General features: G+C 69.1%; 15 protein-coding genes. 6 read left to right on the top strand and 9 right to left on the bottom strand.

Going from position 1 to position 14576, the window contains the following annotated elements; genetic code table 11:
* The first annotated feature begins 4 nt into the window (after positions 1-4).
* Positions 5-1312: an MFS transporter gene (locus LPC10_RS10200; RefSeq protein ID WP_231346571.1), complete on the top strand. Its 1308-nt coding sequence runs from the start codon at positions 5-7 to the stop codon at positions 1310-1312.
* Positions 1313-1410: 98 nt separating this feature from the next.
* Positions 1411-3159: an ABC transporter ATP-binding protein gene (locus tag LPC10_RS10195; RefSeq protein ID WP_231346570.1), complete on the top strand. Its 1749-nt coding sequence runs from the start codon at positions 1411-1413 to the stop codon at positions 3157-3159.
* A 36-nt stretch (positions 3160-3195) separates the two neighbouring features.
* Here LPC10_RS10195 and gmk read toward each other — a convergent pair whose 3' ends face one another.
* Both gmk and LPC10_RS10185 read right to left on the bottom strand, forming a co-directional pair.
* A complete protein-coding gene (gmk, locus tag LPC10_RS10190) occupies positions 3196-3867 on the bottom strand; it encodes a guanylate kinase (RefSeq protein WP_231346569.1) in 672 nt (223 codons plus the stop codon).
* Positions 3868-3901: 34 nt separating this feature from the next.
* Complete coding sequence (locus LPC10_RS10185; protein ID WP_231347014.1) at positions 3902-4765, bottom strand: YicC/YloC family endoribonuclease; 864 nt, start codon at positions 4763-4765, stop codon at positions 3902-3904.
* A 360-nt stretch (positions 4766-5125) separates the two neighbouring features.
* Between LPC10_RS10185 and LPC10_RS10180 the strand changes: the two genes are divergently transcribed.
* Together LPC10_RS10180 and LPC10_RS10175 are read left to right on the top strand one after the other, a co-directional pair.
* Positions 5126-5671: a hypothetical protein gene (locus tag LPC10_RS10180; protein ID WP_231346568.1), complete on the top strand. Its 546-nt coding sequence runs from the start codon at positions 5126-5128 to the stop codon at positions 5669-5671.
* 70 nt (positions 5672-5741) lie between these two features.
* Positions 5742-6080 carry a hypothetical protein gene (locus LPC10_RS10175; RefSeq protein WP_231346567.1) on the top strand — a complete coding sequence of 113 codons (339 nt, stop codon included), beginning with the start codon at positions 5742-5744 and terminating at the stop codon, positions 6078-6080.
* 10 nt (positions 6081-6090) lie between these two features.
* Here the strand turns inward: LPC10_RS10175 and LPC10_RS10170 are convergent, their stop codons facing one another.
* The 3 genes from LPC10_RS10170 to LPC10_RS10160 form a co-directional block, all read right to left on the bottom strand.
* A complete protein-coding gene (locus LPC10_RS10170) occupies positions 6091-6303 on the bottom strand; it encodes a hypothetical protein (RefSeq protein WP_231346566.1) in 213 nt (70 codons plus the stop codon).
* 220 nt (positions 6304-6523) lie between these two features.
* Entirely contained in the window at positions 6524-7906 is a 1383-nt protein-coding gene (locus LPC10_RS10165) for a class II 3-deoxy-7-phosphoheptulonate synthase (protein WP_108939938.1), read from the bottom strand.
* Between the two features lie 260 nt (positions 7907-8166).
* Positions 8167-9318 carry a helix-turn-helix transcriptional regulator gene (locus LPC10_RS10160; protein WP_231346565.1) on the bottom strand — a complete coding sequence of 384 codons (1152 nt, stop codon included), beginning with the start codon at positions 9316-9318 and terminating at the stop codon, positions 8167-8169.
* Positions 9319-9706: 388 nt separating this feature from the next.
* Between LPC10_RS10160 and LPC10_RS10155 the strand changes: the two genes are divergently transcribed.
* Entirely contained in the window at positions 9707-10450 is a 744-nt protein-coding gene (locus LPC10_RS10155) for an MBL fold metallo-hydrolase (RefSeq protein WP_231346564.1), read from the top strand.
* Positions 10451-10478: 28 nt separating this feature from the next.
* Here LPC10_RS10155 and LPC10_RS10150 read toward each other — a convergent pair whose 3' ends face one another.
* Positions 10479-10784, bottom strand: a complete 306-nt coding sequence (locus tag LPC10_RS10150; RefSeq protein WP_231347013.1) for an alkylphosphonate utilization protein — start codon at positions 10782-10784, stop codon at positions 10479-10481.
* Between the two features lie 216 nt (positions 10785-11000).
* Here LPC10_RS10150 and LPC10_RS10145 point away from each other — a divergent pair, with 216 nt between their 5' ends.
* Positions 11001-11555: a DUF2059 domain-containing protein gene (locus tag LPC10_RS10145; protein ID WP_231346563.1), complete on the top strand. Its 555-nt coding sequence runs from the start codon at positions 11001-11003 to the stop codon at positions 11553-11555.
* Between the two features lie 111 nt (positions 11556-11666).
* Here LPC10_RS10145 and LPC10_RS10140 read toward each other — a convergent pair whose 3' ends face one another.
* From LPC10_RS10140 to hemA, 3 genes are read right to left on the bottom strand one after another with little or no spacing between them, the layout of a single operon-like run.
* Entirely contained in the window at positions 11667-12134 is a 468-nt protein-coding gene (locus LPC10_RS10140) for a hypothetical protein (RefSeq protein WP_231346562.1), read from the bottom strand.
* Positions 12131-12697 (bottom strand): hypothetical protein, encoded by a 567-nt coding sequence (locus LPC10_RS10135; RefSeq protein WP_231346561.1) that lies wholly within the window; start codon positions 12695-12697, stop codon positions 12131-12133. The genes LPC10_RS10140 and LPC10_RS10135 overlap by 4 nt, the downstream gene beginning before the upstream one ends.
* Positions 12698-12735: 38 nt before the next feature.
* Entirely contained in the window at positions 12736-14124 is a 1389-nt protein-coding gene (gene hemA / locus LPC10_RS10130) for a 5-aminolevulinate synthase (protein ID WP_231346560.1), read from the bottom strand.
* Positions 14125-14576 lie beyond the last annotated feature (452 nt).

Here is a 14576-nt window from a genome sequence, read left to right as displayed (position 1 = left end):
ACGCGTGAACGGCTACGAGCCCACACCCCATGCGGCGCCCGTATCCGATCGGAGCGAGCCTGGCTGGGCGGCGCAGCTCGCGCCGTTCTTCTGCCTCTACGTCACCTTCGGCACCACGCTGGGCTTCCTCGTCAGCGGCGCGCCGCTGATCCTGCGGGCCCGCGGCATCGATCTCGCCGAGGTCGGCGTTCTCCAGCTCATCAACCTGCCGGTCGGGCTCACCTTTCTCTGGGCGATGCTCGTGGACCGCTTCCGCCTGCCGGGCCTGCCGCACCGTCTCGGCTGGATCGTGCTGATGCAGGGAACGGCCATCGCCCTCCTCATCGTGCTGAGCCGGGGCGAGGCGTGGCCGCTGCCGGCTCTGTTCGGTCTCGCGCTCGCGACCTGCTTCTGCGTCGCCACCATGGACATCGCGCTCGAAGCCCTCGTGGTCGAGACCGTTGGCCCGGAGCGGCGGCCCTACGTCGCCTCGGCGAAGCTCTGCGGCGCCTCGCTCGGTGGCCTGTTCGGGGCTGGTGTGCTGATCGCCGCGTACGACCGGCTCGGTTGGCAGAATGCCGTGCTCGCGGTGGCGATCTTGAACGGGCTCTGCCTGCTACCGATGCTGCGCTATCCCGAGCGGGCCCTGCGCCGCCCCTCAGCCGAGTCGCCGCGCGGTGCCCCGGAGCATCGTCCCGAAAGGTGGCTGCCGGCTTTCGGAAAAAGACGAGGCCAGAACGGAGAGCTCGGCCGCCTGCGCCTGCTCGGCGGGCGCGTGCTGGTGCTCGGCCTCTACTTCGCGGCGATGTTCGCGCTGTCCGGCTCGAACAACCTCGCCCTGCTCGATCTCGGCGTACCCCTCGGCGAGGTCGGGCTCGTCACCGGCGGGCTCGCCTCGGGCATCAACCTCGTCATGGCACTGGTCTCCGGCTACCTCGTGCGCCGCTTCGGCACGCTGCCGCTCATCACCGTGTCCGCCCTCGGTGTCGCGGCCTCGGGCGGGCTCATGCTGTGGGCGAGCGCGACCGCCGCGCCGAATCTCGGCCTCGCGGCGGCGATCCTCGGCATCCTGTGCGGCGGCGGCCTCGGCGTGCCGGTGTTCAACATGATCTACCGCTGGGCCCAGGGCCCGCAGCCCGCCACCGACTATGCGCTCCTATTCGGCGCCGCCTTCTTCGCCGCCATGCCGCTGCGGGTCGCGGCGCCGGCGCTCGCCGGGGCGGTCGGCTGGCCCGTCTACTTCGCCCTCGCGGTGCCGCTCTACGCCCTCGCCGTGCTGCTCCTGCGCGGCGCGATCGCGCGGACGCTGGAGGCCGACCGCGCGCCGTCGTGAGGGCCGCCCCGCGTCGCGGGTGCTGGCGCTTCGCCGCACCCTCGCCTATGCGCCGGAGTTGCCCTCTTCCGGGCCGAAACACCCGTCACAGCCGCGCCATGCTGAAGGCCTTCCTCGCCTATTACCGGCCGCACCGGACGCTGTTCCTGGTGGATTTCGGCTGCGCCGTGCTCTCGGGCCTGCTCGAACTCGGCTTTCCACTCGCGGTCAAAGCCTTCGTCGACCGGCTGCTGCCGCAGCAGGATTGGAGCCTGATCCTGCTCGCGGCGGCCGGGCTGACGCTGCTCTACGTCGCCAATGCCGGCCTGATGGTGGTGGTGACCTATTGGGGGCACCTACTCGGAATCAACATCGAGACCGAGATGCGGGCGCGCGCCTTCGAGCACCTGCAGAAGCTCTCGTTCCGCTTCTTCGACGGACAGAAGACCGGCCACCTCGTGGCCCGCGTCACCAAGGATCTGGAGGAGATCGGCGAGGTCGCTCATCACGGCCCCGAGGACGTGTTCATCGCCGTCATGACCCTGGTGGGCGCCTTCGTGCTGATGTTCCTCGTCCACCCGCCGCTGGCGCTGATGACGCTCGCGATCCTGCCTCTGATCGCCTTCGTCGTCATTCGCTACGGCGGGCGCATGACGCGCAACTGGCAGGCGCAGTACGGCCGCGTCGGCGCCTTCAACGCCCGCATCGAGGAGAATGTCGGCGGCATCCGCGTGGTGAAGGCCTTCGCCAACGAGGCGCACGAGCGGGCGCTGTTCGCCTCCGACAACCTGAAATACCGCACCACCAAGCTCGAAGCCTACCGCCTGATGGCGGGTGCCCTGTCGATCAACTATCTGGGCCTGCGCCTCGTGCAGATCGTGGTGCTCCTGGGCGGCGCCGCCTTCGTGGTGCGCGGCGACCTGAGCGCCGGCGGCTTCGTCGGCTTCCTGCTGCTGGTGGGCGTGTTCTACCGGCCGCTGGAAAAGATCGGCGCGGTGATCGAGACCTATCCGAAGGGCATCGCCGGCTTTCGCCGCTATCAGGAACTGCTCGCCACCGAGCCCGATATCGCCGACCGGCCGGGCGCGATCCCGGCCCCGCCGCTCAGGGGCGAGATCCGGTTCGAGGGGGTGCGCTTCGGCTACAGCCCGGACCGGCCGGTGCTCGACGGCGTCGATCTCACGATCCGCGCGGGCGAGACGGTGGCCTTCGTCGGCCCTTCAGGCGCCGGCAAGACGACGCTGCTGTCGCTGATCCCGCGCTTCTACGAGGCGGAAGCCGGCCGCATCACCATCGACGGCCACGACATCCGCGACCTGACGCTGGCCTCGCTGCGCAGCCAGATCGGCATCGTGCAGCAGGACGTGTTCCTGTTCGCCGGCACGATCCGCGAGAACATCGCCTACGGCCGCCTCGATGCGAGCGAGGCCGAGATCCGCGACGCCGCCGCCCGCGCCCGGCTCGACGGGCTGATCGCGTCGCTCCCCGAGGGGCTCGATACGGTGATCGGCGAGCGCGGGGTGAAGCTCTCGGGCGGGCAGAAGCAGCGGCTGGCGATTGCCCGCGCCTTCCTCAAGAACCCGCCGATCCTGATCCTCGACGAAGCGACCTCGGCGCTCGACACGCAGACCGAGCGCGAGATCCAGGCCTCGCTGTCCGAGCTGGCGGAGGGGCGCACGACCCTGGTGATCGCCCATCGCCTGGCCACGATCCGCCACGCCGACCGCATCGTGGTGGTGGCCGAGAACGGCATCGCCGAGCAGGGCCGCCACGATGCGCTGCTGGCGAGCGACGGCTACTACCGGCGCCTGCACGCCGCGCAGGTGGAGGATTCTCTTTCGGACCGGCCGCGCACGGCGGCGGAGTGAGCCCCGCTTCCCCCGCGCAGGGAGAGGGGCTCACGGTCAGGCGCCCCGCTCGGCCTCGGCCAGCAGCCCGTCGACGAAGCCCGGCAGCCCGGTGCGGCGGGTGCGCTTGAGGCGCTCGGCGGTCAGGATCGCCTGGAGCGCGCGAAACGACTCGTCGAGGTCGTCGTTGACGATGACGTAGTCGTACTCGCTCCAGCGCTGCATCTCGTTGCGGGCATTGGCCAGACGCCGCTCGATGGTCTCGGGCGAATCCTCCGCCCGGCGCTCCAGCCGGTTGCGCAGCTCCGAGAAACTCGGCGGCAGGATGAACACCGTCACCACGTCGTCCTGCAGGCGCTGCCGCACCTGGCGGGTGCCCTGGTAGTCGATGTCGAAGATCATGTCCCGGCCTTGGGCCAGCGTCCTCTCCACCGGGCGGCGCGGCGTGCCGTAGAAATTGCCGTGGACCTCGGCCCATTCCAGCAGGTCGTCGCGGGTGCGCAGATCCTCGAACGCCTCGCGGTCGATGAAGCGGTAGTGGCGCCCGTCGATCTCCGAGGGGCGGCGCGCCCGGGTCGTGACCGAGATCGACAGGTCGAGGCCCCAGCCGCCGTCCTGGGCGATGGCGCGCGTCAGCGTCGTCTTGCCCGCACCCGAGGGCGAGGACAGGATCAGGATCAGCCCGCGCCGGGCGATGTCCGGCCTGCCTTGCGTGGCGTCCTGCGTCATCGGCCGTTCACTCCGCTGCCCACGTTCGGCGTCCTCACTCGACGTTCTGCACCTGCTCGCGGAATTGCTCCACCACGGCCTTCAAGTCGAGTCCGATCCGCGAAAGGGTGATGTCGCCGGCCTTGGCGCACAGCGTATTCGCCTCGCGGCCGAGTTCCTGGGCCAGGAAATCGAGCCGCCGCCCGATCGCGCCACCCTCAGCCAGCAACTCGCCCACCGCGTCGAGATGGGCCCGCAGGCGGTCGAGTTCCTCGCGCACATCCGCCTTGGCGGCGAGCAGCACCGCCTCCTGATGCAGGCGGTCGGGATCGAGCCCCCCGGCGCCGACGAGCGCGGCCACCGACTCCGCGAGCCGGGCGCGCACCGCCTCGGGCCGGCGGGCGGGGCAATCCTGCGCGGCCTGGGTCAGGCGGGCGATGTCGGCGATCTGTCCGCTGACGATCGCGTGCAGCCGCGCCCCTTCCGCCCGGCGGGCGGTGACGAGGTCGGCGACGAGTCTGTCGATGCCGGCGGCGAGTTCCCGGTTCAGCGCCTCCGGGTCTGCCCCGGCCTCGCTCTCCGCCTCGACGACGCCGCGCACGGAAAGCAGCCCGTCGAGCGTCGCCGGACCGACGCCGGCGGGGCGCGGCACGCGGGCGACCGCGGCGGCGAGACTCGCCAGCAGGCTCTCGTCGATGCGCACCCGTGCCGCCGCCTCGGGCCGCGTCAGCGTCAGATTGAGCTGGCACTGGCCGCGGGCGAGCGCCTTGGACAGGGCCGCGCGGGCCGCCTCCCCCGCCGCGTCGAAGCCGTTCGGCACGCGCACGCGGATATCGAGCCCGCGCCCGTTCACGGTGCGGATCTCCCACAGCCACTGCACCGCGCCGGTCGTGCCGGCGGAACGGGCGAAGCCCGTCATGCTCGCGATGGCTTTGGCCACGGTCGGTCGCTCCCCGCTCGTCCTCTCCGGCGCTCGGCCGCCCGAAGCGGGGAACGACTGCGGAGACAGTCGGTTTGTCCGATACGCGCTTTCCGCGGGCGAGTGCAATGCGGTGGTCTGCGAACGCGACGACCGGTGCCGTCCCCCTGCGGAAGGGTGCGGCGCAACAAGTATCGCGCAACTCTAGTTTGCCAAAAAAATATACACGGCGCTTAATGGTGCAGACGCTTAGTGCCGAAGCAGGCACGAATACTGTGCATCAGCTTGACGCTTACTGGTTGTCTTCCTAACTTCTGAGTCGAGCAAACGGGCACCGAACATTCGAGCGGGGACCCACCCATGACAAACCCCTTCGACATCAAGAACCGTTTCCGGGCACGCTTGCGTGCGGCCGACGCGCAGAAGCATCGCATCCGCGCCAAGCTCCTGCAGGACGGCACCCGGGCGCTGGCTCCGATCACCGAGGCGCTGCATCTGATGGCCGAGGTGCTGGAGGAGGACGGGATCGAGCACGGCCGCATCGATTGTCCCGTGCCCGAAGTGGACCGCGACGACTTCGTCGGCTTCACGGCCACGCTGCACAACGGCGCCGATCAGGAGCACCGGATCACCGTGAAATACGGTCCCGTGCTGGGCGGACGCAACTTCATCGCGGTGACCGGCCTCGGGGCGGAGTACAACGAGCGGCTCCTCACCCTGGCCAGCAACGCCGCGCCGATGCTGGGTCGCTCGGTCGGCAACGACGTGCATGTCGAGGCGGATCGCGGCGGCGATCTCGCGGAGATTCTGCGCGAGATGGTCGAGGACTTCTTCGCCGGCCACAGCGAGCCGCCGATCCGCACCGGAGCCTCCGAGGCGCGCGGTCGCCTGGCGCTGGTTCAATAATCCTTGCCGATAGCCGAGGAGCGCGCAATCATCCGCGGATGAGGCGAGGATTCGAGCGCGGCTGAGAGCGATGGACGCCATCGATGGCGGGGAGTGCGACGAGGACTGGGATCAGGATCTCGCCGACGATCTGATCGGATCAAGCCTTCTCGTCGGCCTGACCTATGTCGATCCCGAGGGCGCCCTGCTCGGCCGGCGTCAGGTCTTCGGGATCGTCGAGACCGTGGATGCCCGAACCGGCATCGTCATCCGGACCGATGACGAGGGGGAGCCCTTCACGGTTGCCCCCCTGCTCGACGCAATCGAGGTGGGGGAGCCGGGTCTCTATCAACTCGCGGATCAGGACCGGGTCGTCGAGAACCCGGATTTCACGGCCCTCTTCACCGTCACCGAACCGCGCCGGAACTGACGCCCCTCCCTTACGGATCGAGACGGCGAGCGCGGGCGGCGCGGGCCATGGCGATGAGTTCGTTGGCGGTGAAGCTGCGCTGCGGGCGCGTCTCGGCTTCGATCGGATGCAGCTCGACCGAACGCCGTTCCAGCGGGGACGGGACCGCGGAGGGCGCGCCCGGATTCCAGCCCGGCCAGAGACTGCGAATGCGAGAACGCTTCCTGGTTGCCGATACCGCCATGCCGCCTCCGAAGCCGATCGCTTAAGAGGATGATAACCAAGCCTGGGCGCGAGAAACATTCTTGACGCGCGCCGATGTGGTGCTTCGCCGATTCTTTTGTCGGCTCCGCGTCGCGGTGGAGCAGGGTTCGCTGCAGAAGAATGCGCGCCAACGAAAAGGGCGGGCGCGATCCTGCACGATCACGCCCGCCCCATCCCGTTCCGGATCGAACGCCCTGAGGCTACTCCGCCGCATCGAGGCGCGGACGCTCGATCTCGGCGCGCTCGCGCTTCACCAGTTCGGCGGTGAGGAAGGCCACCTCCAGCGCCTGCTCCGCGTTGAGACGCGGGTCGCAGTAGGTGTGGTAGCGGTCCTGCAGATCGTCGGCCGTCAGCGCGCGGGCGCCGCCGGTGCATTCGGTGACGTCCTTGCCGGTCATCTCCAGATGGATGCCGCCGGCGATCGTGCCTTCCGCGCGGTGCACGCCGAAGAAGCCCTCGATCTCCTGCATCACCCGCTCGAACGGCCGGGTCTTGTAGCGGCCCGCCGCGACGGTGTTGCCGTGCATCGGATCGCAGACCCACACGACGTTGCGGCCCTCGCGCTGCACCGTGCGGATCAGCCCCGGCAGGTGGTCTCCGACCTTGTCCGCGCCGAAGCGGCAGATCAGGCTGAGGCGCCCGGCCTCGTTCTCCGGGTTGAGGAGATCGATCAGCCGGATCAGCCCCTCGGCCGTGGTCGAGGGCCCGCATTTGAGGCCGATCGGATTCTTGATGCCGCGGGCATATTCCACGTGGGCGTGGTCCGGCTGGCGGGTGCGGTCGCCGATCCAGAGCATGTGGCCGGAGGTGGCGTACCAGTCGCCGCTCGTCGAATCGACGCGGGTCAGCGACTCCTCGTAGCCGAGCAGTAGCGCCTCGTGGCTGGTGTAGAAGTCCGTAGTGCGGACTTCCTGGTGCGTCTCCGGGTTGATGCCGATGGCACGCATGAAGTCGAGCGCGTCCGACATCCGCTCGGCCACATCGCGGTAGCGCGAAGATTGCGGGCTGTCCTTCACGAAGCCGAGCATCCAGCGATGCGCGTTCTCGAGGTTGGCGTAGCCGCCGGTGGCGAAGGCGCGCAGCAGGTTCAGCGTCGCCGCCGACTGCCGGTAGGCCTCGAGCTGGCGCTTCGGATCGGGGATCCGCGCGTCCTCGTTGAAGGTCAGGCCGTTGATGATGTCGCCGCGGTAGCTCGGCAGCGACACGCCGTCGAGCGTCTCGGTTGGCGAGGAGCGCGGCTTGGCGAACTGGCCGGCGATGCGGCCGACCTTCACCACGGGCGAGCCGCCCGCGAAGGTGAGCACCATCGCCATCTGCAGGAAGACGCGGAAGAAATCGCGGATGTTGTCGGCCGAGTGCTCGTCGAAGCTCTCGGCGCAATCGCCGCCCTGGAGCAGGAAGGCTTCACCCGCCCCGACGCGCGCCAGAGCCGCCTTCAGCTTGCGCGCCTCACCGGCAAAGACCAGCGGCGGAAAGCTCGCGAGCTGCGCCTCGACGGCCTGAAGAGCGCCCGCGTCCGGATAGGACGGGACCTGCTGGATCGGCAGGTTGCGCCAGGTTTTCGGGGTCCACCGCTCGGCCATGATCTTCTCTCCGCTCACCCGATCGGGTGATGCGCGCGGGCCCTCCCGCCTCGCGCGAAGCCGGGCTTATAGAGCGATTTTCTCGAAGTTGCGAGTTTGCCGACGCGATAGCTGAGTATCGGCCCGCGCATCCTCTCGGCCCTTGTTTTCGCATCGTCTTTTATCCGAAAGCCGGGCCCACCTTTCGGGACGATGCTCTCTCCTCCTGCTTTCGCATCGTCTTTTTTCGAAAGCCGGAGGCCACCTTTCGGGACGATGCTTTATTCCTTCAATCCCCGGCCCGCGAGCAGGCCGACGAGTTCGGCCTGACGCGTCACGCCGGTCTTCTGGAAGATGCGCTTCAGCACCGAGCGCGCGGTGTTGGGGGTGATCCCGAGCTTGGCGGCGGCGGGCACCGGCGGATCGCCCGCCGCGATCAGGGTCGCGAGCCGCGCCTCCCCCGGCGTCAGGTCGAACAGGCCCTGGACGACATCTGCGCTCGGCACATCCTGGGCCACGACGGGCGTGGCGATCAGCACGAAGTGCGCCCGGACGAACACGTCGTGCGCCGCGCCGCGGATCGGCACGAGGTGAAGGATCACCGGCGGGCGCTCGCCGCTGGCGGCGATCGGAATCGATCGCACCGGCATGTCGCCCGCCTGTCCCGAACGCGCCACCGCGTCGCGCAGCAGCCGGTCGGCGGCCGGATCGACCACGGCAAGCCGCGAGGGCTGATCGCTGAGGGTGTGGGGCATCATCGCCACCAGGGTTGGATTGGCACCGATGACCCGGCCGCCACTTCCGAGCACGGCGGCGGGCAAGCCGAGCGCTTCGAGCGTTCGGGTCGTGGTGGTCACCCGTTCCATTTCCAGGCGTGCGGAGAGCAGGGCGGCCCGCGCCAGATGAGGGCGTAGGCCGTTGAGGGCGGACAGCACCTGCGGGCCGAAATCGCCCTCGGCGCGGGCGCGCTCGCAATGCACGATCACGCTGTCGCCGCTCGGCACCATCACGGTCGTCGCGGTGCCCGCACCGTACCCCCGCGGGATCAGGAAGTCCTGATAGAGCGGTAGCGTCGCGATCTCCTCCTCCGTCACGACGTCGAGGTCGTTGAGGAAACCGGGATGGCGCAACGCCAGAAGCCGCTCCGTGCGGACATTGCCGGGAAAATGCAGATGTTCGGCCACCAGGGCGTCGAACGCGGCCGAGGTCGTCACGAAGTCGCGGTAATGCGTGCCGGTCGAGACGATCATCACCGCCTCGGGCGCTCCGGCGAAACGGGCAAGCTCGGTCAGAACCTCGCGCCACAACTCGGGCAGGGCCGCCGCCTCGTAGATCCGGTCGATCAGGGCTGCACCCTCGTCCGAGAGCGTGAGGGACGGCTCGATCGAGGCTGAGCGGATTGCGGAGGGAAGGGGGCGAGAATGGATCGTCATGAATCGATAAATAAATGGGACGTCCGCAGCCATGGGCCGCGACGTCGGCGCTCTTGTTAGTCAACGAATATCGTATGCGGCTCGATAATACAGTGATTTCGTCGCGCTTCTCCACCTTAGAGAATCGGAACGCGCTCGCCCACACCCGAAAATCAGCAGCCGCCTCGAAACGCGAGCCACGAAAACCGCACCGGGCATTTCGGCTTTAACCGCAGCCTCTCACGCGTGAGAAAATTCAAGTTTCGGGATGCCACGCTTGTGCGATGCCGAATCCTGCGTGACGGCCTCATCAGGGCTCCCGTGGACCTGACGGGAAAATACCGGGGCGAGACGATTGCCGCACGCTTCTCCACGACCGAAATCTCCCTGTCGGTCAGAGGAGAGATTCATGCGACTCCAGGTTCTCGGCTGCGGGGACGCGTTCGGCTCGGGCGGGCGCTTCAATACCTGCTTCCACGTCGATGCATCGGACGCAGCGCAGACCGGCGCCTTCCTCATCGATTGCGGCGCCTCCGCGCTGATCGCGATCCGGCGTTTCGGCGTCGAGCCGAACCGCATCCGCACGGTGTTCCTGACGCATCTCCACGGCGACCATTTCGGCGGTCTGCCCTGGCTGATCCTCGACGGGCAGCTCGTCAGCGGGCGCACCGATCCGTTGACCGTGGTCGGACCGCCGGGCACGGCCGAGCGCCTGCCGGCGGCGATGGAGGTGCTGTTTCCCGGCTCCAGCACGGCCGAGCGCCGGTTCTCCGTCGACGTCGTCGAGATGGAGGCCGGGCGCCCGGTCGAGACCGGAGGCGTGCGGGCCACGGCCTTCACGATGCGCCACCCCTCCGGCGCCCCCGCGCACGCCCTGCGGATCGAGGCGGCGGGCAAGATCGTCAGCTATACCGGCGACACCGAGTGGGTGGACGAGATCGTCGCTGTGGGCCGCGGGGCCGACCTGATGATCGCCGAGGGCTACACTGTGGAGCGGCCGGTGAAGTTCCACCTCGACTGGGCGACGCTGAAGCGGCGCCTGCCCGAAATCGGTCCGAAGCGGCTGATGCTGACCCACATGAGCTCGGAAATGATTGCTCACCCGCCCGACGGGTACATCGCGGCGGAGGACGGGCTCGTCGTCACGCTTTGACCCCACTCCCCCCTCCCGCGGCTCGCGGTCAGCGCTTGCGCACGAATTCCGTGCGCAGGACGAGGCCCTTGATGCTGTCGTGGCGGCAATCGATCTCCTCCGGGTCATCCGTGAGGCGGATCGAGCGGATGACGGTGCCCTGCTTCAGGGTCTGGTTCGCGCCCTTGACCTTGAGGTCCTTGATCAGGGTGACCGCATCGCCGTCGGCCAGGATGTTGCCCGCGGCGTCGCGGACAGGGGGCCTGGCCGCCGGCGTCTCGGCCGCCGGCGCGCCGGCGGGGCGCCATTCGCCGAGCGCTTCGTCGTAGATATACGTGTCGTCGGTATCCGGCATCGTCTGGCTCCTGGCGGACATGCCGCCGTCTCCGCGGCCATAGCGATGCCTCGAGCCGGCCGACAAGCGCGTTGCGTGCATGGCTCCGAACCGACTACCGTTCCGGGAGCCGGCGCCGGCTGCTCCAGGAGTCACCCAAGACCCACCGTTGCCCGCGCGTCATCCCACTCGGGTAAAGCCGCCCGACCCATGCTCTCGACCGGAGAAACACCGACCATGCGACAGGAGATGCTCTCCGGACTTCTCGGCCTCGGCCTGCTCTGCGCGCCAATCCTCGTCACGGGCGCGGTTCCCGCCCTGGCGCAGACGCCGGCTAAACCGGCGGCACCGACGGTCACCGCCGATCCGGAGCGACTGGCTGCAGCCCGCGAGGTCGTGGCCGCGGCGCAGGGCGACCGTGCCGCGGTGCTCGCGGCGATGAAGGCCCCGATGGCCGGCGTCATGCAGCAGATGGGCCTGACGGATCCGAAGAAGGCACAGGTGATGGTGGACGAGGTCGTCCTGCCCACGCTCTCCGAACATTACGACGACCTGCTCGCGGTCCAGGCCCTCAGCTTCGCCGCGGTCCTCTCGAAGGAGGATCTGAAGGCGGTCGCCGCCTTCTACGCCACGCCGGCGGGCAAGAACCTCGTCAAGGCGCAGCCGCAGTTGAGCCAGGCCATGCTGACGGGGATGCAGCAATGGATGGGCACGCTGATGCCGCAGCTCAAGGAGAAGGTCGAAAAGGCCGCCGCGGCGCATGGCTGGTCGAACGAGGTCAAGCGGCGCTGAGACCTCGCAAACCAAATCCGATTGATCCTTCGGGATGGCGGATTTGGTCATCGCTCAAGCGCCGCGCGGGCTGGCTGATTCGCTCCCCGCTCTGATCAAGCGGAGACCGTATCAGCGCTCTCGCTCGAACAGGGCCGCGGCTTCGGGCCCCTGCGGAAACGTCAGGGGCATCCGGACCACGCCGCGGTGATAGGGGAAGCGGGCGCGCTGAAGCGGGTCCGGGCCCGTGAAGATCAGGCGCGGGCGGAACGAGACCGGGCTGACGCAGAGCAGGTAAGTGCGCAGATTGCGCTCGTCGGGCACGAACATCGCCGTATCGAGATAGCGTGCCTCGTGCCGCACCCAGTTCGGGATGAACGGCAGCCGCCAGCGTCGGGCGAGGTGCTCGCCGACCCCACCGAGGAAGGCGTCGGGCCGGGCCTGCCCGAGAAATCCCGGATCCTCGGCGAGCATCGCACCCTGCGCCGCGGTGTCGCCGTCGCGCGCGTAGAAGGCGTCGAGGAAGTTCTGGAGGTGGTGGTCCCAGTCGCCGTCCTCGCGCGACCGCTCGACCACCTCGCGCAGGGATGCGGGTCTCACCGCGGAGCGTCCTGAACGACCGACCGGAAGCGCAGGCTCGCCGCGTCCGGTGGCGCCTCGTCGTAGACGGCAGCGTACAGCGCCTGCAACGCCGCCTCATCATCGATGCCGAGATGCGCGGCCAAGGCCTGCGCATCCCGCAGGTCGCGGTCGCCACGATCGAGATTCTGCAGGGCGTGCAGCTTCATGGCGAGGAGGTAGCGCGGCGTCGCGAGGAAGGTCCGGAGGCCGGGCGTTCCGTCCGCCGGATAGAGGCCGGCCGCCGTGAACAACGCGTCGTCTTCGTCCAGCGGCGTAAACATCCCCACCGCGTTGTTGAGCCAGTCGGGCTGGAGCCCGAGTTCCTCCGCCACGCGGGCGACGGAGGGGGCCAGTGCCGCCTCGTCGAAGCCTTCGCGCACCACGGCATCGACGTCGTCGGTGCCGCGTCGCCACGCGAATTGCAGCATCAGGGCCCCGCCACCGTAGACGGCGAGTTCCACGAAAAGCCCCCGCGCGGACAGGTCCGCGCCGAGACGTTCGAGAGCCTGGAGGAGACGGGTGCGGTCGAAGGCCAGAGCCATACGGTCAATGTAGGGCCGCCGCGTCCCCCGCGAAAAGCCTATTCCGCGGCCGCGGCGAACACCGTCCCGGCCCGCGGCAGGTCCAGCGTGTCCCAGGTCTCGACCAGCGCCGCGGTCAGCGCGCCGATGCGCTCGTCGTCGTGGAAGGGCGAGGGCGTGATGCGCAGCCGTTCGGTGCCGCGCGGGACGGTGGGGTAGTTGATCGGCTGGATGTAGATGCCGTGACGCTCCAGCAAGTGGTCGGCCGCCGCCTTGCACAGCTCGGCGTCGCCCACCATCAGCGGCACGATGTGGGTCTCGGTGCGCAGCACCGGCAGGCCGGCCGTCTCCAGCGCCGCCTTGGTGCGGGCGGCCTGGCGCTGATGCGCCTCGCGCTCCAGCTTCGAGCGCTTGAGATAGCGCACCGAGGCCCGCGCCGCCGCAGCCACGGCCGGCGGCAGGGCAGTGGTGAAGATGAAGCCGGCCGCGTGGCTGCGGACCGCGTCGCACAGCGTCGCCGAACCGGTGATGTAGCCGCCGACGCAGCCGAAGCCCTTGGCCAGCGTGCCCTCGATCACGTCAACCCGGTGCATCACGCCGTCGCGCTCGGCGATGCCGGCGCCGCGCTCGCCATAGAGGCCGACCGCGTGGACCTCGTCGAGATAGGTCATCGCGCCGTAGGCATCGGCGAGGTCGCAGATCGCCGCGATCGGCGCCACGTCGCCGTCCATCGAATAGACCGACTCGAAGGCGATCAGCTTGGGCCGGTCGCCGGCCTCGGCGAGCAATTGCTCGAGATGTTCGAGATCGTTGTGCCGGAAGACGCGCTTCTCGCAGCCGGAATGGCGCACGCCCTCGATCATCGAGTTGTGGTTGAAGGCGTCCGACAGGATCAGACAGTTCGGGATCAGCTTGGCGATCGTCGAGATGCCGGCCTGGTTCGAGACGTAGCCGGAGGTGAAGACGAGGCCGGCCTCCTTGCCGTGCAGGTCGGCGAGCTCACGCTCCAGATCGACCAGCGGCGAGTTGTTGCCGGCGATGTTGCGGGTGCCGCCGGCGCCGACGCCGCAGCGGGCGGCGGTTTGGGTCAGGGCGCCGACCACCTCGGGGTGTTGGCCCATGCCGAGGTAATCGTTCGAGCACCATACGGTGATCTCGCGGTTGCCGCCCTCCGGGCGCCGCCACGTGGCCTGCGGAAAGCGGCCCGAGATGCGCTCGATATCGGCGAAGACGCGGTAGCGGCGCTCGCTGTGCAGGCGGTCGAGGGCCGCGCGGAAATGACCGTCGTAATCCGTGCGCGGACCGGCGGGGCGGACCGGCGGCCGCTCGAATCTGGGCCGGCCGTTGCTTGCACCGGTCTCGTCCACGCCGCCATCACCGCCCACGATCGACTCGTCGGACAGGGTGGCGCTGTCGGCAGCGTTCACGGGCATCAGGTTCACGGGCATCCGTCCTCGACGCTTTCGGCTGGCCGGGCGTTCTTCTCGGGACGCCTCGGGTAAAGAATTCGGGCTCGGGCGCCGCCCTGAGAGAGCGTTGCCGAACCGTTCGCAGCCGGGCGGTGACCTCCCAGGGTTCAGCCCCAAAGGAGCAACGCGGGCTGGCCGCGCCTCATCGTCCAACCGGCGGCGCCCGCTTGGTTCCGGGACGAGTCCCTCGCCGGCGCCGCTGTGGTCGCAAGATAGGAGGTATTTTCGAACTGGTTCAAGGCGAGTTCGAGACATTCCTGCTTTGCACCGGCTTTACACCGGCTTGAACACCCTCGCGATCTTGTCCGTATCGGCGTGCGACCATGGCGCTCGACCAGGGAACGTCCTGAGGGCTACGCCGCGGGGACCGTCGTCGGGCATCGCGCGGGAGCCTCGCGGACGACGGGTCGCACCCTCGAAGCGGGACCGCC

Source organism: Methylorubrum sp. B1-46 (assembly GCF_021117295.1).
Classification (GTDB): domain Bacteria; phylum Pseudomonadota; class Alphaproteobacteria; order Rhizobiales; family Beijerinckiaceae; genus Methylobacterium.
Note: the sequence above shows the minus strand (reverse complement) of the source record. Positions and strands in the feature narration are given on the sequence as shown.